Annotated in this window: 20 protein-coding genes; all 20 read right to left on the bottom strand. The window is 32.2% G+C overall.

Annotated features, from left to right (window positions below):
• Positions 1–18: 18 nt before the first annotated feature.
• A complete protein-coding gene (locus AAC008_RS10240; RefSeq protein ID WP_339889198.1) occupies positions 19–933 on the bottom strand; it encodes a T9SS type A sorting domain-containing protein in 915 nt (304 codons plus the stop codon).
• A 158-nt stretch (positions 934–1,091) separates the two neighbouring features.
• Positions 1,092–1,826, bottom strand: a complete 735-nt coding sequence (locus AAC008_RS10235; protein ID WP_339889197.1) for an NAD(P)H-dependent oxidoreductase — start codon at positions 1,824–1,826, stop codon at positions 1,092–1,094.
• Between the two features lie 36 nt (positions 1,827–1,862).
• Positions 1,863–4,130 (bottom strand): acyl-CoA dehydrogenase, encoded by a 2,268-nt coding sequence (locus tag AAC008_RS10230; RefSeq protein WP_339889196.1) that lies wholly within the window; start codon positions 4,128–4,130, stop codon positions 1,863–1,865.
• Positions 4,131–4,819: 689 nt separating this feature from the next.
• On the bottom strand, positions 4,820–5,554 hold the full coding sequence (locus AAC008_RS10225) for a hypothetical protein (protein WP_339889195.1): 735 nt from the start codon (positions 5,552–5,554) through the stop codon (positions 4,820–4,822).
• A 419-nt stretch (positions 5,555–5,973) separates the two neighbouring features.
• Positions 5,974–6,225, bottom strand: a complete 252-nt coding sequence (locus AAC008_RS10220) for a hypothetical protein (RefSeq protein WP_339889194.1) — start codon at positions 6,223–6,225, stop codon at positions 5,974–5,976.
• A 107-nt stretch (positions 6,226–6,332) separates the two neighbouring features.
• Complete coding sequence (locus AAC008_RS10215) at positions 6,333–7,061, bottom strand: hypothetical protein (protein WP_339889193.1); 729 nt, start codon at positions 7,059–7,061, stop codon at positions 6,333–6,335.
• A 173-nt stretch (positions 7,062–7,234) separates the two neighbouring features.
• Complete coding sequence (locus AAC008_RS10210; RefSeq protein WP_339889192.1) at positions 7,235–7,804, bottom strand: hypothetical protein; 570 nt, start codon at positions 7,802–7,804, stop codon at positions 7,235–7,237.
• Between the two features lie 4 nt (positions 7,805–7,808).
• A complete protein-coding gene (locus AAC008_RS10205) occupies positions 7,809–8,885 on the bottom strand; it encodes a DUF262 domain-containing protein (RefSeq protein ID WP_339889191.1) in 1,077 nt (358 codons plus the stop codon).
• Positions 8,886–9,279: 394 nt separating this feature from the next.
• A complete protein-coding gene (locus AAC008_RS10200) occupies positions 9,280–9,684 on the bottom strand; it encodes a DUF1428 family protein (protein ID WP_339889190.1) in 405 nt (134 codons plus the stop codon).
• Complete coding sequence (locus tag AAC008_RS10195) at positions 9,677–10,213, bottom strand: GAF domain-containing protein (RefSeq protein ID WP_339889189.1); 537 nt, start codon at positions 10,211–10,213, stop codon at positions 9,677–9,679. The genes AAC008_RS10200 and AAC008_RS10195 overlap by 8 nt, the downstream gene beginning before the upstream one ends.
• A gap of 202 nt (positions 10,214–10,415) precedes the next feature.
• Positions 10,416–11,522, bottom strand: coding sequence for a two-component regulator propeller domain-containing protein (locus AAC008_RS10190; RefSeq protein WP_339889188.1), 1,107 nt, complete (start codon positions 11,520–11,522; stop codon positions 10,416–10,418).
• 131 nt (positions 11,523–11,653) lie between these two features.
• Positions 11,654–12,811 (bottom strand): Na+/H+ antiporter NhaA, encoded by a 1,158-nt coding sequence (gene nhaA / locus AAC008_RS10185; RefSeq protein WP_339889187.1) that lies wholly within the window; start codon positions 12,809–12,811, stop codon positions 11,654–11,656.
• A gap of 276 nt (positions 12,812–13,087) precedes the next feature.
• Positions 13,088–13,429 (bottom strand): hypothetical protein, encoded by a 342-nt coding sequence (locus AAC008_RS10180; RefSeq protein ID WP_339889186.1) that lies wholly within the window; start codon positions 13,427–13,429, stop codon positions 13,088–13,090.
• Positions 13,430–13,584: 155 nt separating this feature from the next.
• Positions 13,585–13,956 carry a hypothetical protein gene (locus AAC008_RS10175; RefSeq protein ID WP_339889185.1) on the bottom strand — a complete coding sequence of 124 codons (372 nt, stop codon included), beginning with the start codon at positions 13,954–13,956 and terminating at the stop codon, positions 13,585–13,587.
• 43 nt (positions 13,957–13,999) lie between these two features.
• Positions 14,000–14,203 carry a hypothetical protein gene (locus AAC008_RS10170; protein WP_339889184.1) on the bottom strand — a complete coding sequence of 68 codons (204 nt, stop codon included), beginning with the start codon at positions 14,201–14,203 and terminating at the stop codon, positions 14,000–14,002.
• Positions 14,204–14,225: 22 nt separating this feature from the next.
• Positions 14,226–14,735, bottom strand: coding sequence for a hypothetical protein (locus AAC008_RS10165; protein WP_339889183.1), 510 nt, complete (start codon positions 14,733–14,735; stop codon positions 14,226–14,228).
• Complete coding sequence (locus AAC008_RS10160) at positions 14,732–15,652, bottom strand: sterol desaturase family protein (RefSeq protein WP_339889182.1); 921 nt, start codon at positions 15,650–15,652, stop codon at positions 14,732–14,734. The genes AAC008_RS10165 and AAC008_RS10160 overlap by 4 nt, the downstream gene beginning before the upstream one ends.
• 306 nt (positions 15,653–15,958) lie before the next feature.
• Positions 15,959–17,977: a tetratricopeptide repeat-containing sensor histidine kinase gene (locus AAC008_RS10155; protein WP_339889181.1), complete on the bottom strand. Its 2,019-nt coding sequence runs from the start codon at positions 17,975–17,977 to the stop codon at positions 15,959–15,961.
• A gap of 408 nt (positions 17,978–18,385) precedes the next feature.
• Positions 18,386–18,790, bottom strand: coding sequence for an OsmC family protein (locus AAC008_RS10150; RefSeq protein ID WP_339889180.1), 405 nt, complete (start codon positions 18,788–18,790; stop codon positions 18,386–18,388).
• A gap of 162 nt (positions 18,791–18,952) precedes the next feature.
• Positions 18,953–20,014 carry a serine hydrolase domain-containing protein gene (locus AAC008_RS10145; protein ID WP_339889179.1) on the bottom strand — a complete coding sequence of 354 codons (1,062 nt, stop codon included), beginning with the start codon at positions 20,012–20,014 and terminating at the stop codon, positions 18,953–18,955.
• Positions 20,015–20,086 lie beyond the last annotated feature (72 nt).

Raw genomic sequence — 20,086 nt, 5'->3', positions numbered from 1 at the left:
TTTACTTATTTAGTATATTTATTCTTTTACTATTTTTCTAATTTGAGTAGCATCTTTTCCAACAACTTTCAAAATATAGATTCCGTTAGCATATTTTTCAATATCAATTTCTTGTTCATCTTCTTTAAGAAAACCTTCTAATATTAATATTCCACGTATATTATAAAGTTGATATTTTTGGTTTAAAAAATCAGATGAAACATTTATTTTAAAACTATTACTTGTTGGATTTGGATAGACTTTTAAATTATTTTCTGATAAAGCATTTGTGTTTATGGCTAAATTTACTCTAACAGGTATTGGAAATGAATTACAATCAATTGTTCCAAATTGCACGGTTATTCCTTGTTTAGTGTAACACATTAATGTAGTATTACCTTCTACACCTGTTCCGCAGGCTAAACCAATTTCTCCGACACCTTCAAGTGAGCCTCTTTGTGTGCTAAGGTTTGTTCCATTTATTTTTTTTAGTGGAGTCGAACCAAGAAAAATAGTCTCAATAGCTTGGATATTACATGTTGAAGAAGAACCCGGGAAAGGATCTCCTATTTGTGCGTTTAGTATTTGTTGATTATCAAATAGTACTGATTCACCATTTGAGTTATTTGGGTCTAAAATATAAAATTTTCCATTTGGATCTTCTCTAACATAATAATACGAAGTTAAAGTTAATTGACTAACTGGATTGCCAACAAAATCAACAGAATTATATTGATTTTTTACGTATTGTTTATAATACATATATCCATTAATTGTTTCAAATCCATCGAAATAAGTGGTTATATGATTTGTAAATCCACCAGAAAACCCATTCCAACCAGAAATATAAGTTCTCCATTCAGAAGTCATATCAAGATAATTACTGTAGTATGTTTGGGAAAAACTAAAGTATGAACTTAGTAGAAATAATAGTCCAAAAGTAATTTTTTTCATATTGATTTAGTTTGAAGTTTACTATAAATTTACATATTATCAAATATAGTCAAAAATTTATTTGGTTAATTAATATCTTACATAAGTTTAGAAGTAACCTTTTTTAAAAATTATAATGTATTGTTGATATAGAATTAAATTTTTTTTTAAGTTATTTTTTATCTGTATTCTGGATTTTCAAACTCCCAGCGTTTTCCGTTGTCCCATTCTTCTCTTGAGTTTCCGTAGTTGGGGTAGCCTCCTTGGTTTTTTAGCATGTTGGCTAGGTGTAATAGATTATACGTCATGAAGGTGGTGTTTCTGTTGGTGAAGTTGGAATCTGTTCCTAAGGGTGGACTGATTTTTTTGCCTTGCCAATCGGTGTCACCGTAACTTGGTCCTGGTCCGACTTCTCCTATCCAACCTGCATCGGCTTGGGGTGGAATGGAATAGCCTACGTGTTGCAATGCGTATAAAATTCCCATGGCGCAATGTTTTACTCCGTCTTCGTTTCCTGTTATTACGCAACCTGCTGCTTTTCCGTAGAATAGGTATTGTCCTTTTTCGTTTGTTTTTCCGCTCATTGCGTATAATCTTTCGATTAGCTTTTGGCATTCTGAAGATTTTTCTCCTAACCATATAGGTGTTCCTACTATTAGGATGTCTGCTTCGTTGACTTTTTTGAAAAGGGTTGGCCATTCGTCTTCTTTCCAGCCGTGTTCGGTCATGTCTGGGTAGATTCCTGTGGCTATGTTGTGGTCTATGAATCGGAATTCTTCTAAACTGACTTTTTCTTTTTTCATGATCTCTTTGGACACATCCATTAAGGTATCAGTGTGACTTTTGTCTGGTGATTTCTTTAGAGTACAGTTTATGTATAGTGCTTTTAATTGGCTGAAGTCTGGTTGGCTCATACTAGTTGTGTTTTAAATTAAATTATATTTTTCTGTTTATTGAAAAGCAATTGGTGCTGCTAAACAACTGTCGGGAATATTGAATGCATTTACTAAAGATACGGCATCTGGTCTTATTTCCCAACATAATTGATTGACCATTTTTCTAACGGCTTTGGTTTTTACGGCTTCCATGTAACCTTGTTCTAAATACCAGGCTTTGTTGTTTTCTATTTGGTGAAGCGCATACAATTGTGCTAATTTGGTTAAGGCTGTTTTGACTGCTTCATCTTTGACCGATTCAATTGCTTGTTGGAATTGTTCTAATGTTACTCGTTCTAAGTAAGCTTGTGCTACATCTATCATTTGATGTTGCACTACGTTGAAGGCATCATAAGGTTCCATGCCTTTGTCTATTAGTTTTTTGATTCGGTTTGCGGCTGAAGCTACAATGCTTTTTTCTCTGTATTGAAAAGCTTTTAGGTGGAATTCACTATCTAATAAATGGGTTTCGTCTGTGTTTCTGGTTGTGATTGGATTTTTTTCAGCCAATGCTGTTTTGGCATTTTCGAATACGTAATTTAAGAGACCCATGGAATTCATTTCGCCAAAAGATTTTCTGAATTCTGATAATCTGTTTTTGGCTACCAATTGCATTAGTACGGTGTTGTCTCCTTCGAAAGTGGTGTAGATTTCGCTGTCGTTCTTTAGGGCATCGATTCTGTTTTCTGATAAGTACCCTTTTCCTCCACAGGCTTCTCTGCATTCTTGTAATACTGCGGTGGTGCTCCATGTGGAATAGGCTTTCATACCTGCTGCCAAAGCTTCTATTTCTTGCATTTGTGCTTCGGTTCTTTTGGTGAAACGATTGGTTAGGTATTGCAAACCGAAGTGAATGGCATAGGTTTTGGCTAAGTGTGGTAACAATCTTCTTTGGTGTATTCTGTAATTTAGGATTGGAATCTCAGAACCACCTTCTGGACCGAACTGTCTTCTTTGGTCTGCGTACTTTATGGCTATGGTTAATCCTGATTTGGCGGCTGCTAGGGCTGAACGGGGAATTCCTATTCGGCCACCGACTAGAGTTCCTAACATGGTGAAGAATCTTCGGTTGTCGCTGGCAATGGGACTTTCGAATTGTCCTTGTTCATTTACGGATGCGAAACGGTCTAACATGTTTTCTTTTGGAATTACGACGTTATCGAAACTTAAAGTACCGTTGTCGACTCCGTTTAGGCCCATTTTGTGGCCGCAATCTCCTATGGTGACTCCATTTAAGGTGTTTCCTTTTTCGTCTCTTATGGGAACTATGAAGGCATTTACTCCGTAATCTACTTCGTCTATGATTAGTTTGGCAAATACTGTGGCCATTTGTCCGTGAACGGCTGCGTTGCCTATGTATTCTTTTTGGGCGTTTTTGTTTGGGGTTTGTATGGTAAATGTTTTGGTTTTGTGATCGTAAGTCGCGGTGGTTTCTAGTCCTTTTACGTTGGAACCGTGATTTGTTTCTGTCATGGCAAAGCAACCTGGTAGTTTTAGGGAACCAATATCTTTTAAATACTTTTCGTAATGCTTGGCTGTTCCTAAAGAATGGACGCTCATGCCCCAAAGTCCGAATTGTACTCCGAACTTTATGACTAAACTTAGGTCGTGGTAACTTAAGGTTTCCATGATGGCGAAATAGTCTTCTATGTTTTCTCCACCACCGTATTCTTTGGGATAAGCCATGTTTCCAAAATTTTCTTTGGCTAAGGTTTTACACCATTCGTAGACGGTTTCTCTATAAATGTTTACGTCTGTTGTCGTTTCATAGGCAAACTCTGGTCTTGAAAGTACTTCTTTTACTTTGTTTATGATGGGAGCTTGTGCTCCGTCTAAAAAGGTTGTTAGTTTGGTTACCTCAAAATTGGTGTTGGTTTGGCTTTTGGAGGTGAAGGTGTCTTCATTTGATTTGAAATTGCTGATGAATTCTTCTCCTAAAATTCCTAAATCGATTTCTATTTTTTTGAAAGCGGTTGCTAATGCTTTTATGTGTACGTTGTTGTGGGATAAAGCTAGTGCGATATCATATAGTGAGTGACTGTTGGGATGCTGCCTTATTATTTCTTTTAATTCTATGTACCAAGTGTGTAAAGTTTCTCTGGAAGGAGGATTGGCTACATCAATTTTGTGTAAGAGGTATTCTTGTTCTTTTTGGGAAAGCCAAGTTTGGGCTGTTATAAAAGTATGTAGGGTTTCAAATTCTTTTTGGGTTAGCAAATCATCTGACCATACTAAGTAGAATAGGGGTGTGAAGGCTATTAGTTTGTTGTTGTCTAGTATCATGTTTGTGTTTGTTTCAGTTGTTTTTTTTGTTTCAGTTGGTTTTTTTGTTGTCGGTTGTCAGTTGTGAGTTGTTGGATGTTTGTTGTCTGTAATCTGTTTTCTGTAATCTTTTTTTGTTGGTTTTCTAAATTTAAGGAATTGTTGTGGGTTCGTAAATGGTCTTTTGTTTTTTTTAACGTTGATAGTTTTATTTTTTATGTTTTTTTTTGGAACGCGGATTAAACAGATTAAACGGATTTTCGCGGATTAATTTATTTTTTACTGTTATATCGTAATTATTTTATGTCAGAGCATTATTCTTTTGTGTCAGAGCATATTTCTTTTGTGTCAAGGCATAATTCTTTTATGTCAGAGCATAATTCTTTTATGTCAAGTCATATTTCTTTTGTGTCAAGGCATAATTCTTTTGTGTCAAGGCATTATTCTTTTATGTCAGAGCATAATTCTTTTGTGTCAAGGCATAATTCTTTTGTGTCAAGGCATAATTCTTTTGTGTCAGAGCATAATTCTTTTGTGTCAAGGCATAATTCTTTTGTGTCAAGGCATAATTCTTTTATGTCAGAGCATAATTCTTTTGTGTCAAGGCATATTTCTTTTAAGTTGATGTTGATTTTTTGTAGAACTAAAAAAGACTCAATGCTTTGGCACTAAGTCTTTGTTTGTAGTAAGGTATTTTGTTTTTAGAGCGATTATAAGGCTCTAGGTTTGCTGAATTTTAAGGAGCTGACCTGTGCGTATTCTGGACTGCCTGTTCCGAATATTGATTTTACGTATTTTTTTACGTCTAAGGCTGTTTCGTAGAGATTGACTTGAGCGGTGTATAAGGTTTTGTTTCTTGCGATTCGTGAATTACTTGCTTTAGTAAAAGCTGTTGCTACTGCATTATTTTTTTTAGTAAGGTCAATGATTTGGTCTTCTAAAGTTGTGATTTTTAATTCGTTTTCGTTTGGGTTATAGGAAGCCTCTGATTTTAGAACTTCTTTTAAACCCGCTAAGTGTTGAATTAATTGATCGTAGGATTGTTGGCTTGTGGATATTGTGTTAGGTGCTTGAGCATTTGGGTCTGTTGGCGTTTGTGGTTGCGAAGCTCTTTTACCCTGAATTTTGCGGTTAAAACCTTTGGCGTCTTTGATGGTTTCTTTTGCAGCATCTGTGGTTTCTAAAGCAGAGATTAAGCGCGTGCCTAATTTTCTAAGATTGCTAAATGCCAACATGCGTTCGTTTACTTTGCCGTTGTAGGCTGTGTTTTGAATAATAAAGTCTGCTAATTTTGTGTCTCCTTCTGCTTTTAGGGCTTGAAGGTTGGCAAGCTGTAAGCTAGCTTTTGAGGGGTTGTAGTTTGTGTCATACCCAATGACGAATTCAATAAGGTCTTGAAAATTTGCAACATTTTTTGCATGCCCTACTTCGGATTTTGATGCCATAAATAATTGATTTAAAGATTAATATTAGATTAAAATTATTAAATCTTTTTTAATTATTTATGCCTTTTTATAACATTTTTACTACAAATTGTAAAATATTTTGAAGTGTCTTTATTTGTAAGGGTTTTCGAGGGTTAGCGGTTTTGGTTTGAGGGTGAAAAGTTGGGGTTTTTGTCTTTTTTTTACTGATTAGTAGGTGGTTGAGGGTTTTGATTTTGGGAAAAAGAAACGGGTTTGAGATTTTAACGTGTTTGTATATTGTTTGTTACGTGTTTTAAGCACCTAATTTAGTAAATAATTAACGATCAAGAAAGTCCAGGAGGGCTTTCGTAAGTTGGCAAGAAGCTATCAATAAATTATATACGGTGTTGGCTGTACTTTTTTTTTATTAAAAAAGCCCTTCAATTGAAGAGCTATATTTATATTTTTGAAAGTCTAATAGGTTGGTTAGATTTGTCCTTTGCCTTACTTACACCAATTTCAACATTTTTATTTTCCATAATTTCCTTCGTTTTTATTTCTAATTCTTCATTTTTCATCATTTCTCCTCTTTCTTTTTTTAAACATTCATCTTCATTTTCAATTATTTCAGTTTTGTAGCTTTCGAAAAGCTCTTTCGTGTATTTAACGGAATGAACTGAATACATTCCAGTTAATCCTATGTAAAGCAATATGGCAAAGAACAATTTAATTCGTATCCAATCCCAAGACTTTTGTCTTACGATTTAATTAATCTTAATATACTAAAATTATTTCAATAAAACAAGTTTTAAGACAATTAATTTATGTGTTTTGTTTTTCTCTTGAATAAAGTCTTTAGGAAATATATTTTGGAGTTAGTTTCAAAGTAAAAAATATAGCATATTTCATATTTTTCATCTAATGGTTCTATCACAGTGTATTTGTTTTTATCTGTTTGATCAAATTCTCCTGGAAGTAAATAAAATGTTTTGATGATAAGCTTTATAACATCTGTTGGTTCTTTTACATTGTGTATATCATTCCCAGTCGAAAGAGGTAAGTTATTAATGCTAAAATGTTTTAATGCGTGAAATAAACCACCTGTAAAAGCATATTTTCTTCTCTTGTGTCTAATTTTATCTAATTTTCTAAATAAGTCAATCCTTAAAACTTTATTAGTATCTCCTTCGTTTTCATTATCAAAAATTAAAATAAAATTTTCATTACCATAAATTCTAATAGCATCTTTTAATCTTCCACTTAAAAATCGAGTTTTATTTAATGCGTGTATTACACTTACTGCATTTCCATTACCGAAATTTTTAGGGAATATTTTTCTTGCTTGGTTAATTACAATTTCCACTACGATCAAAAAGATATTAGAACCAGCATAATAAAAATTCTTTCCATTTATTATAACTTTCCTATAATTTGTCACAGGAAATCCAACTTTTGCGTAATTTTTTTGTTCTTGCTTCATTAAATCAAGACCAATTTTTTTTACTCTTTTTTTTAAGTTATCAAATTCTGATTGGGTTAAATTCATTCGATTCGAAGTACGATTTTTTAAATTAAAGCCAACTTTTTGCGGCTTGTTTCAGTAGCTTTGATTAACCACTGACCAAAGAAAATATAAAACAAAATTACGAATTATGAAGGTTTTTCTGAAGGAAAAACCAAGCCTACACCATTTTGCTAACCGTTGCTATGTGTAGTGCTTTATGGTGCTACAGGTGTATTTATTATGAAGTTGCTTATAGTTCGTATTGAGCTTATATAATAGGTGAAGTATGAAAATGTTTTTCCTCTTTTAATAAGTAATAAATGTTGATATGGCTCAATGAATGGTCTATTATTAAGAATTGTTGCTACATATTTGTTTTTTGCAGATGAACTCTCGTGCGCTATATAATCCCTTATTATTTTCATATGATTTATTACTGTAGTATGTGTAGGGTCAGTTTTAATAATTTCAAATGGATTATCAATAAAAAAGCAATCTGAAATATTTTTAATTACCTCAAAATGATTTACAAAAGACCTGTTTTCCTTTTTTATTACTTTGTTAAGATGATTTAAATCATCGAAATTTAACCTTCTTACAGGACAATAACCAGAAGTACTATTTATACCAATTGCATAATTTTCAAAACAGTCTGATAAAAATTTTTCAAATTTTATAAAAATTTTAAAAAATGCTAACTCATATAAAGATTGGTCGATTGCAGTTGATGATGAAAATATAACATTCCATTTATTTATTTCATCTATTAATTCTTGATTATCCATTTTACTACTCTAAGTTTTCAGATAATATCTTAATTCTTACCTTTCTTTCATCTTTACTAGTTGTTCTTGTTCTGTGAAATTTATCGAAATCAACAATTTGTTGACGAACCATATCTAAATCATCAAATTCATAACTTAAAAATTCAGATTCAAATAGAGATAATTTTGAAATTAATGATTGTATATTATTATCAATTTCATTGTTGTCAAAAAGTGGATTTCTAGGTATATCATTATCAAGACTACCAAATAATTGATGATTTAAAGTTGTGAAAAGTGTCCAGAAGTAATTTTTACGATAAAATATTTTAGTATTAAATAAGTTGTTATAAAAAATTTCTTCTATGACGAAAAAAATTCTATTCAAACGATTCTCTACGTCTTCGCTTTCTACAAATTCTTTGTCAAATTTTTTATAATAAGAATCTATTTTTTGATTACTGTCAGTAATGATACCATCAATCAAATGTGCAACTAATGAATTCATAAATTCAACATCTGCCATTCTACTTAAGTCTTTGTCTTTAAATATTTTTTTGTCAATAAAAACATTTTTAAAATCTGAAGTTTTTCTTAATACAAAAACTTTGAATTCACCCCAAAATTGTGCATTTCTAAGTTCTTGTTTATTAAGTGCTACATTATTGGTGTTTAACCTTGCAAACATTTCATAAATTTTACCATCATCTTTTAATTTAATGATTTCAAAGCTTATATTGTAATTTAAAATATTTTCTTTAATATCATCTGGTAAATCTTCATAAATATAACCTCCATATTCTTTATTGTGTGATTTTTGAATTTTATACAAACCTTCTATAAATTCAATAATTGCAGTGATTCTTTGTTGACCATCAATTACCTCTCTAAGAGTTTTTCTAGAGGCAATATCTATTTGTTGTCTAATAAATATTTGAGGAATGGAATAACCCTTAATAATAGTATCTATTAAGTAAGATTTTGCATTTAAATTCCAAACCTTATTTCTTTGGTACTTTGGAGAAACTATAAGTTCTCCATTTTCCTCCCAAGAAAGTATATCATTTATTGAAAAGGATTTAGTATCTTTTATATCGTTCATTGTTTTACGTTTTTTTTTAGCATTAAATACAACCAATAAACATATATTACAAAATTATACAAAGCCACCCAAAAATGGTTAGACATCTATTATAGTGTCATGTTTATTTCTTTACCAAATATAAACAAAAACTTATACTAATGCTTAAAATCTTACAAAAGTCTTTTAAGTTCTTTTTTTGAGGGTTAAAGAGTTAATTATGAATTATGAATATGAGTTGTGAGTTGTGAGTTGTGAGTTGTGAAGGGAAAAGGGAAAAGGGAAAAGGGAAAAGGGGAAAGGGAGAAGGGAGAAGGGAGAAGGGAGAAGGGAGAAGGGAGAAGGGAGAAGGTTTTTTGGTTTTGGGTTTGTTATGGTTTTTTAATTTGTTTGTTGAAAGATTCTGTTTGATTTTCTATTTAGCTTTACTGTTGTTGGCTTCAATGAGTGGTTTGAATCCTCCGTATACCATTCTGCTGGCATCAAAGATTAGTCTTTCAGGATTCGTTATTGGGGCTACTAATTCTGTTATTCTTGGGTCGTTGGGTACTTGTTTGTTTGCTAAGTCACGTGTCTGCTTTGAAGGAAAAACAACCCAGCCAAATATAATGGCTTCGTCTTCTTTTGCCTCTAGTGTTTTAACGAACGAACGCGTGCCTTCTAATGTCATTTCATCGCCAATATACTCGAAGTAAGCAAGTGCACCGTATTCTTTCCAAATTGCTGCTATTTTTTCAGCTATACTTTTGTATTCGTTCAGCTGAATTTTTGGTACTGGAAAAATGAATCCGTCTATATAATTGGTTGTAGTTTCATTCATTTTTTGTTGATTTTGCAATGTTTTCGTGGATTTCTTTTACCAATAGTCTTGCTTGGAGTTTTAGCTCAAATTGAGAGATTATTATTCTTGAGAGTTGCCTAAGCATTGATGATTCTTGGCAATCCAAAGTTCGGGGTTCTTTGTCAATTAAACATATGGTGCCTAAATTATACCCTTCTGGAGTTCGTAATGGAGCAGCCGCATAAAATTGTAATCCCATTAGACCAGTAACTAATGGATTTGAAAGTGTGCGAGGGTCTTGACGGGCATCTTCGACAATGTAAACATCTGGCGACATGATTGCGGAACTGCACAACCCTGTACTTCTTGGGATTTCTTCTGCGTCGATTCCGTAGGAAGATTTGAACCAAATTCTATCCTTGTCAACCAGGGTTATAATTGCAATTGGTACATTAAAAATATTTGTAGCTAATGAGGTTATTTCTTCAAAATAACCATCTGGTGGAGTGTCCAGAATCTCATATTTATACAAATTCTCTAGCCTTTTGTTTTCTATTATTGGATCCATAATTAATAATAAAATTAATTTAAAAAATGGTTTTCTAAGTCTTTGCTAACTATTTATAACTTGTTTTAATCTAATTATTTAGATAGATATAGGTTTTTAAATTATTAAATCAAATATAATAAAAAAAAGCATTAATTTAATTGTAGAATTATTTAAAAAGTTTGGTTAGCTATATGTTTTGAGGTAATATGTGGTTGTTTTTTTAATTTGTCCAAGGTTCTTTTTCATTGGCATTCGTGAATTTTTGATTGTCATAAATGCTTATTCCTTGCCAAGTTCCGAACCAGAGTTGTCCTTTTTGGTCTTGAAAAATACTTTGCACTACATTGGTGGTTAATCCGTTTTCGGTGGTGAATTGGGTGAATTTTGTTCCATCATATTGATATACTCCAAAGCCTTCTGCCGAAAACCAAATGTTTCCTTTTTGGTCTTCGTAAAAATTATAGGTTTCTGTTCCTTCAATTATGCCGTCTTTGGTAAAGTTTGTGTATGTTTTTCCATCATATTTACTGACACCTCCATTGAAGGTTCCAATCCAAATGTTGCCTTTTTGGTCTTCTAAAATATCTGCGGTGGAGTTGTCGGTAAGTCCGTTTTTGTCTGTTAGGTGTGTAAATGTATTGTTGGAGTATTTGAAAATTCCGTTTCCGTCTGTTGCAAACCAGATGGTTCCGTTTTTGTCTTCTACTACTTTGAATACCAATTTATCGGACAGCATGTGTTGAGGGTTTTCTACTTTCTTATTGGGTAGTGCAAATGGGCTGAATTTTTTTCCGTCAAATTGACTAATTCCTCCCACAGCTCCGACCCAAATTATTCCTTTTTGGTCTATAGTTACTGCCCAAATGTCATCGTTTTGTAAACCGTCTTCTGTGGTGTAGGTTGTGAATTTTTTATCTTCATATTTTACTAATCCGGAAGACGTTCCAAACCAGATGGTTCCTTTCTTATCTTCAATAATTTCTCGAACAGCTACTGATTTAAGCTTTTGTTCGATGGTCATTTTTTGGAGTGTTTTGCCATCGTATCGTATGATTCCATCTCCATTGGTTCCAAACCAGTAATTGCCTTTTGTGTCTTGATACATGGTTCTAACAAACTGGCTTACCATTCCGTTTAAATTGGTGTGAATTTGTGGAAATGTAGTGTTTTGGTTAAATTGTAATGGTGGTTTAGTCACCTCTTTTTCTACACTATGATCTTTAGGTTTTTCTTTGACTTGTCCGTTGCAAGATGTTATTATAAGTGTAAGAAGGAGTACTATTAAATTTCTTGAATTGCTTATTCTTTTAACCGCTAAATTTATCATGGTATGGGTTTTTTGTAGTTTTTGGAACACAGATTTATAAAATTAGTAAAATTTTTATAATTTTTTTAGTAGCTGCAGAACTGTCTTTGAAATACGAAAACTTGATTTTTAGGTACGCTGTTTTTCTTTTGTTAAGTAGGGTCATCATTTTCTACAGATGCTTTAAGTGTGTTTTTGAGCAAGAGAAAACCTATTATTCCTGCCGCTATTGAGGCTACAATTATAGCAATTTTTGAATTATTGACTATCTCTGTATCATTAAACGCAAGAAGTGTAATAAAAATTGACATTGTAAATCCTATTCCTGCTAAAAAGCCAACACCGATTATGTTTCTCCATTTCAATTCAGTGGGCAACGTACAAAGCCTTAACTTAACCCCTAGCAAGGAGAAGAGCCATATGCCCAGAGGTTTTCCAATTACTAGTCCCACAATAATACCTAAGCTGCTTGCTTGTGCCAATCCGCTTAGCCAACTATCACTGAATGAGATGCTGGTGTTTGCCATGGCAAACAAAGGTAGCACAAGAAATGTTACAGGTTTGTTTAAGAAATTTTGAAGAATAGAAGAAGAAGATTTTTCTCCGCCTTTGCCAAAAGTAACCGCAAATGCTAGTAGTACACCTGTAATTGTAGGGTGAACACCTGACTTCAACATGAAATACCACATTGCTACACCGCCAACTAAATAGGGGATTAATTTTCGAACTTTCAGTTGGTTCAAAATGAGTAGAAAACCAAATATGCCTAGTGCTATAAATAAATTTACAAAAGATATTGAAGTTGTGTAGAAAATTGCAATTATAATTATTGCTCCAAGGTCATCCATTATTGCCAAAGCTGTCAGGAATATTTTTAACGAGGTTGGGATTCGTTTACCTATCAAAGATAAAATGCCTATTGCAAAAGCAATATCTGTTGCCATTGGAATTCCTGCACCCGTTTGAGTGTCTGTTCCAAAGTTGAGCCATAGATATAATCCTGCTGGAATTATCATTCCGCCTAATGCTCCAAAAAATGGTAACGCAACACTTTTAAGACTAGAAAGTTTACCATTGTATATTTCTCGTTCTAACTGCAAACCAATGAATAGAAAAAAAAGCGTCATTAATCCATCATTAATCCAATGGACTATGCTGTGTCCACCTATGTCAAAATTCCAGAGGTTTATATAACTTGTCTGCCAAGGTGAATTTGCAAGACTAAGTGAAAGAATCGTTATGAAAACTAAAACTAGTCCACCTGATTTTTCACTGTTAAAAAAACTGCTAAATAGTCGTTTTAAAGCCATTCTGTTTTCTGTAGATGTTTGATGCACATAGCGATTGTATGTTTTGTTGCAAGGTTATTCAACTAATTTAGTAAATAAAAACCAAATAGTAAAACCGCTAGGATTTACATAATCAGGTTTGCACTAGCAATTAATTTATAGGATGTTGTAGTTGTTTATAGGTTCTTCAAAATTCGACTTTCAGATTCTTTTTTTCTATCCATCAAAAACCCAAAAAGAAGTCCAGCAATTAAACCTATTATTGAACCAATCATTGGTCCGAATACTATTCCATTATTATAATAAGGTACTCCAAAATGAAATACCGAGAGCAGAGCCCATAGCTATTCCAACTCCAGCTCCTAAGGTTTGAAAATAGTTAGGAGGCAGGAAGCCAAAGTCTTCTTTTAATGATTTTTTTAACTTTCTGAAATTTAATTTTAACTTTTTTTGGGTTTGAATCTTCTCAAGATAGCTGTTGATAATGGCTTGAATTTTCACTTTTTCTTTGTTCGAAATATTTTTATTTTCGATTTCTTGGACTAGGTTAACAACTTGTGTTAAAGCCTTTTTGAATTTGATATCTTTTGTTTCATTATCTAATTTGTGCAAGTGCTCAATCAATTCATTTAATTTCATTTTTTTTATTTTGTTTAAGCACCCCTAGTTAAACTATGAGTTTATAATTTTACTAGATTCTAATTAAATACTCTAATCGGAAATTTTAGCTTCTTATATCAGAACATTGTATTCATTATCTGATATGTAAAGTTTGATGGTTTTGTTCTTTATTTTTATTCGAAATGCTTTTTTACGAAAGCTTCTTTTTCGTTATCGGTCATTTTATCTGCGGGTTCTACGTCTATTTTGATGTCTTTAAAATGGGCATCTTTGTTTAAGAAGTTGTGTAGTTCAACTTTTGCATTTGTGGGTCCAAAGAGTAATACGTGGTTGTATTTTAGGATTTGGTTGCTTATTTCTTTGTAATAGGCTTTCTGCATTTGTTGTCTTTTGTTGTGCATTAAGCTTTCGCTTTTGTCGCGTGCTTCTTCTTGTGTTTCGAATGTGAATTCTGAGTTAATTGAAGTATTTTGGTTAAAAGAGCTGTCGATTAGTTGGGCTGTTGCATGATCCATCCAAATGCCTAGGTTGTTTTTTGTTTCCATTTTTATGTTTTTTTTCTGTTGTTTGTTGTTTTTTGACTGTTGTCTAGTGTTCTTTTGCGTAGGTTTTTAGTAAATCATTGAGCGAATTAAGATAGTCTTGAAGTGCTTTTTGACTTACTCCTCCGTTTCCTGTAATTTGGAAGTTTCTTGGAATTTCGTCTAAGTATTTTATTAGTTCTGGGTATTCGGTTTGAATTTTAGCGGTGATTTCGGAAATTTTTTTGGTTAAACTATCTTGTTGTTTCATGTTTTAGTGGTTTAACTGTTTATTAGGTGAAGTTTTTTGATGTTTGAGCAAATGATTTGTAGAATTTATATAATTCTAATAAGTTGAAGATGTTTGTTGCTTCTGCTTTTTTTATTTTTAAATAATCTACAAAGGGTTCTTTGTTTGTTACGGAATCATTTTCATCTAAAGTTAGGTTATAATTTACAGTTGCTATGCCTTTTTGGGTAAAAAACGAAATTTGTTTGATATTAATTAATGGAGCTAAGTAAAAGTATTTAAAACTCAAGCCTTGCTTTATGGAAAACTTATGCTGTTCTGATTTTTCTATTGTTTTAATGTATTCTGCGAGTTGGTCTATGATTAATTCTTTTTGATTTTGAATTCTAGTTTGCTGGACAGCTTGTATTTCTAAATCCGTTAATTGATTGTTTAGTAGTAGTAATTCTGTTTCAGTTTGTGCGTGAGAATAGAGGAGTGGAAAGCCTATTTTAGTTTTTATGATTTCTAATTCGTTATTTTTTCTTTCTATTTGCTCTATCAGTTCTTTCATGGTCTTTTATTTGATGTTTGCTCTTTTTGTAAATAAGTAGATTTGAATTCGGCTTTTACGGCTTCTAGGTTTGATGGGCTTGTGAATAGCATTGCGTAGGCTTCTTTTAGGGATTTGCTTTTTATTACATCTGAAAGCATGTCTTTCCATTCATGGAAGTTTAATGTAATGGGATTGTATGAATTTACAGGTGTTGTAATGCCATATCGGGTTTGTTCTTCTTCTGCTTGAAAGGTTCCGAATAGTCTGTCCCAAAATATGAAAGTGGAACCAAAGTTTTTGTCGAGGTATTTTTCATTTGTGGAATGATGTACTCTGTGGTGTGAAGGTGTGACAAAAATGTATTCTATGGGTGCTGGTAATTTTCTAATGTATTCGGTATGAATCCAGAATTGATAGAGTACTTCAATTTGATGGCATATAAAAAAGAGTACGGGGTGAAAACCCATTAGTATAACTGGAATGAAAAAGATGAATTTGATGTGTTGTGTCCAGCCCAATCTAAAGGCTACTGACCAGTTGTATTTTTCGGAATTGTGATGGGTGACATGTGTTGCCCACCAAAAACGGTTGACATGGGTTAATCTGTGTGCCCAATATCTGAAAAAATCTATGGCGAGTATGCAAAGAATGAAGGACCACCATGTGCTTGGTATGCTCCAAGGTATGAGGTTGTAAAAGAAAAGCATAGTTCCAAAGATGGCTAATTTTAATAGGGCTGATATTCCAACATTTACTAGTCCTATGAATGTTGCTGAAATGGTGTCTAATTTGTTGTAGTAGTCTTTTTTTTGAACAATTGTTAGTATCCATTCTGCGATTACGAGTAAAATCATTGGAATGGCTGCGATTTGGATGATGTTTAATCCTGCAAGTTGATCTAACAGGATTTCCATAGTTAATGGATTTTCTTTCATGTAGTAGAATTATAAGAGTATTTTGTTTGGTGTAAATTTCTTCAGGTTTATTTAGTTGAAGAGTTGTGTTTGTTGCTCTAATTTTGCTGAAGATTTTAATATTTTTCAAGATAGTTTTTTAAACTTTAGTTTTGTCCCTATTTTTTCTTAATTTTTTTTTTTGGAGAATACGGATTTATAGAATTAAAGAAATTTTTATAATTTTTTAAATTGATGTAATGATTTGGAACGCAGATTTGTGCGGATTTTTTTGTTTTGTTTTTAGTGACATTAAAAAAGCCCTTATGGTTACATAGGGGCTTTTTTTTAACTTGCTTTTGGTAGGGAAATTATGAAGTGACTACCTTTTCCTACTTGACTTGTTACTGTTATGGTTCCACCGTTTTTTTGGATGAATTCTTTGCTTAGGATTAGTCCTAGTCCTGTTCCTTCTTCGTTGTTGGTTCCTTTTGTGGATATGTGTTCTTCAATTTTGAATAGTTTATCTAATGTGTCTTGTGACATTCCTACTCCTGTATCGATAATGTGTAGTTCTATTGTGTCTTCGTTTTCTATATAATCTACAATGATTTTTCCTCCTTGTGGGGTAAATTTTATAGCGTTGTTTATTATGTTTGAAATGAATACGGATGCTGTGTTTTTATCTATATAAATTGTGCTTTCTTGAGGAACTTTACAAGTTATATCTATGTTTTTTTGTACCGCAATGCTTACATAGGGTGCGCAACTAGTATCGATTAATTCTTTTAAGTTTAGGTTTTCTTTGTTGATTTCGATTTGCCCGGTTTGGGTTTGGGACCAAGTTAATAGGTTTGCTAAAAGCTCAAAAGTTGTTTTTGCGGATTTGTTTAACTGTATTATGATGTCTTTTTTCTCAGCATCGTCAAATGTATCGTAGTCTTCTACTAAAAGGTTGGTGAATCCTAATATGTTGCTAAATGGACTTCTAAGGTCGTGGGAAATAATACTAAAGAATTTGTCTTTGGTTGAGTTTATTTGTTTCAGTTCGTCGCGCTGGTTAGAAATGACTTCGTTTTTTTGAATCAATAATTTGTTTGCTTTTTTCTTTATAGCAAATCGGCTTAAAAGGATGAATCCCATTAAGAGGATCAAAATAGATACTCCAATAAACGTGTTACTTAAGCTGGTTTGTTTAGCAATTGCTAATTCTTGAATTTCGTTGTTTTTACGGAGTAATTCGTTTTCTTTTTCTTTTCTTTCGCTATCATACTTTGTTTGCATTTCTGCAATTTGTTTGGAGCTGGTTTCGTCTTGAATGCTGTCTTTTAGTAAGTTGTGCTTTTCTAAATATTGCAATGATTTATCATAACTTCCCATAGACTTGTATAGTTCGGCAAAGACTATATAAATACCTAGTTTGTCTTCTTTAGCCTTTAATTTATTAGCTAATCGAAGTGCAATGTCATAATGTAACAAGGCTTCATCGTATTTTTTTTGTTCTTTATATACTTGTCCGATACCTTTATTAGCCAATAAAACTCCTACTTGGTCGTTAATTTTTTGGCTTAGGATTAGTGATTCTTCAAAGTATTTTGAGGCACTGTTGTAGTTTTTAAGATGGTATTCTGTGTCTCCTATGTTATATAAACTTATGGCTGTTCCGTAGTTGTTTTCATTTTTCTTGAAAATACTTAAGGCTTTTTTGTATGATGTTAATGCTTTGTTATAGTCTTCTTGCAGTTTGTATATTTCTCCTAAAGTAGTGTGTTGAGAGGCTATATTAACTTTGATGTTTTCTTTTTCGGATACTTGAATTGCTTCTTGTATGTATTCTTGTGCTTTAGTGTAGTTTTTTTGTTCTAAGTAAATGGAACTGATGTTGCTTAAGGTAAGTATGTAAACATCATTAAACCCATGTTCTTGAGCTATTTTTAGTGCTTTGAAATCATATTTTAAGGCATTTTCATAATCAAAAATGTCTAAATAAGCGGTTCCTAAATTGTTGCATATGACGCTTATACCCTCTAGGTAGTTTAGTTCTTCGTATATTTTTAATGCTTTGTGGTTGTTTTCAAGTGCTTGATTAAATTCACTTTTTGCCCATTGATTTATTGCTATATTTCCTAATGCCCTACCTATGTCTTCTTTACTGTCTAATTGAGTAGCAAGTTCATAGGCTTGGTTTCCGTACTCAATGCCTTTTTCTGGAGCAACTCCCCAATAAGCATAACTTATGTCATTTAAGGTTTTAGCTTTTTCAATTTCTTTTTTATGGGGAAGTAGTGCCTCTAAACTATCTATATTAGTTTGAGAGAATAAAAAAGTTGAAAATAGAGACAGTATAAATATTAATGAATATTTCATATATACTATTAGTATTTTGAAAACGTGTTTGCTTAAATGAATATTGTTTTAGGTTTATAATTAACGCTGCTTTTTAGAGTTTTAATTATAAAAATATAAAGTATTCAAATAGGGCGGATACTATTTTATGTTCTTTCAAATATAGGATATTTATTTAGTTTTTTATAGTTTAAAGTACATATTTAATCGTTAAAGTGTTTTTTTTTTTTGAAAAGGTTAAGGGGTTTGTGTTTTGAATGCGGATGAGGAGGGTTTTTTAGGAACACAGATTTATATAATTGGATAAATTTTTATAATTTTTAATTGTTGGGAGGTTTTTTTTGGAACGCAGATGAGACGGATTTTACTGATTGTCGTGGATTTTTTTAACTAAATAGATTTGATAGACTTTGTTTGTGGTGTTTTATATTATTCTGTTATTATTTTAATTTTTCCAACGATTGTGCAAGAAGCTTGTACTGTATTAAATATGGTTCCATGTTTTTCTATATTCTTTTTTAGTAATTCAATATTTAAAGAGTTGTCTTGGCTATGGATTATTAATTCATAGTTAATTTCATCCATTCTTGGTGGTTTCTCTAGACGAGTTGCGCTTACGGTGATTTCTGCTTTTGTGTATTCGAAATTCATTAAGATGGAAAAACGCTCTACATTTTTAAGAATGCATGCCGAAAAAGAACCTAAGAATAATTCGGCTGGATTGGGTAAAGTATCTGCCGTTTCTGGTGTGATTCCAAAAGTGATTTCGGATTGCTTGATGCTTACTGTAGCTTTTTCTTTTGAAGAGGAATTTGCTTTAACGGAATAGCTCATCTTGCTTGTTGGTTTTTATGGTGTTTTTTAGGAACTCAGATTTATAAAATTAGAAAAATTTTTATAATTTTTAATAGTTGAATTGTTTATTCGTTGGAATGTTTTGTGTTTTTGAACGCGAATTACAAGGATTTTACTGATTTTTGCAGAATTTTTTGTTATTTATTTTTCTAGTAATGCTTGTTCGAAACATGAATTGATTAATTCTGCTATTAGTTTTGAGTTGCTTTGGTTTAAGAGAATAATCATTCCCCAATTGGTATTTTTATCGTAAGCTAATATTGATGAGCATGCTAATGTGTTTCCTGTTTTATAGAAGAAACTGTCTTTTCCGTTTCTTTCTATTTGTTGTCCAAAAGCCATTTCCCTATCGTCTGTTTTGTAATATGTTTGTTCGGTAATTGTTGTTGCTTTTGCAATTTCGCCTTTTTTTGATAAAAGCGCTTTTAGGAGTTTTGTCATGTCAGCTGTATTGGATTTTATTAATCCTGCTGGTGCTACAATTGGATTCCAATTTAGAAAATCTTGTTCTACACCTTCTAAATCATAACCCACAATTTTGTTTTTTATATTGTAGTCTTTTGTTAGTGTTTGATTCATTTTTAAAGGATTTAGTATTTTTTCTCTGAGGATAGTGTCATAGTTTTTGTGGTATACTTTTTCTAATATCATACCCATTATCACAAAGTTTATATTTGAATAACGATATTGTCCGTAATCTGTTAGTGTTGTGTTTTCGTTTATTAATTCGTAAACTTTTTGTAAATCAATGTCTAAAGGTTGCTTGGGATTTGCTTCCATTAGTTTTTTAAAGTCAAAATCGGGCAATCCAGATTGATGAGACGCTAAGTCCGAAATTTTAATTTTTCCTTTAATTTCTTCTGATAGTTTGTATTCTTTTGGAAGGTAATTGTCTATAAAGTCATCTGTTTTTAATTTTCCTTCGTTGGCTGCTTGGGCTATTAAATTTCCGGTTAGAAGTTTGGTAACTGAACCTATTTCATAAACTGTGTTTTCGTCTACTGCTGTTTCACTGTTGCGGCTTATTTTTCCGTAGTTGAAGAAATATTCTTTTCCGTTGTCAACGAATCCTATGCTCATTACTACATCTGGATTTATTTTGGCAATTGCTTGACAAATAGAATCTACTTTTGTAGCTCGTGATTGTGCAAATGCAAATTGAGTTGTAAGTACTAGAATTAATAAACTGTTGATTGTTTTCATGATTTGATTGATTGATTGATTTTTAATAAGACGGACAATAGAGAATAATGTTACCAAAAGTGTTTTGTATTA

The organism is uncultured Flavobacterium sp., assembly GCF_963975515.1.
GTDB lineage: Bacteria > Bacteroidota > Bacteroidia > Flavobacteriales > Flavobacteriaceae > Flavobacterium.
This window is presented reverse-complemented; position numbering and strand designations above follow the sequence as displayed.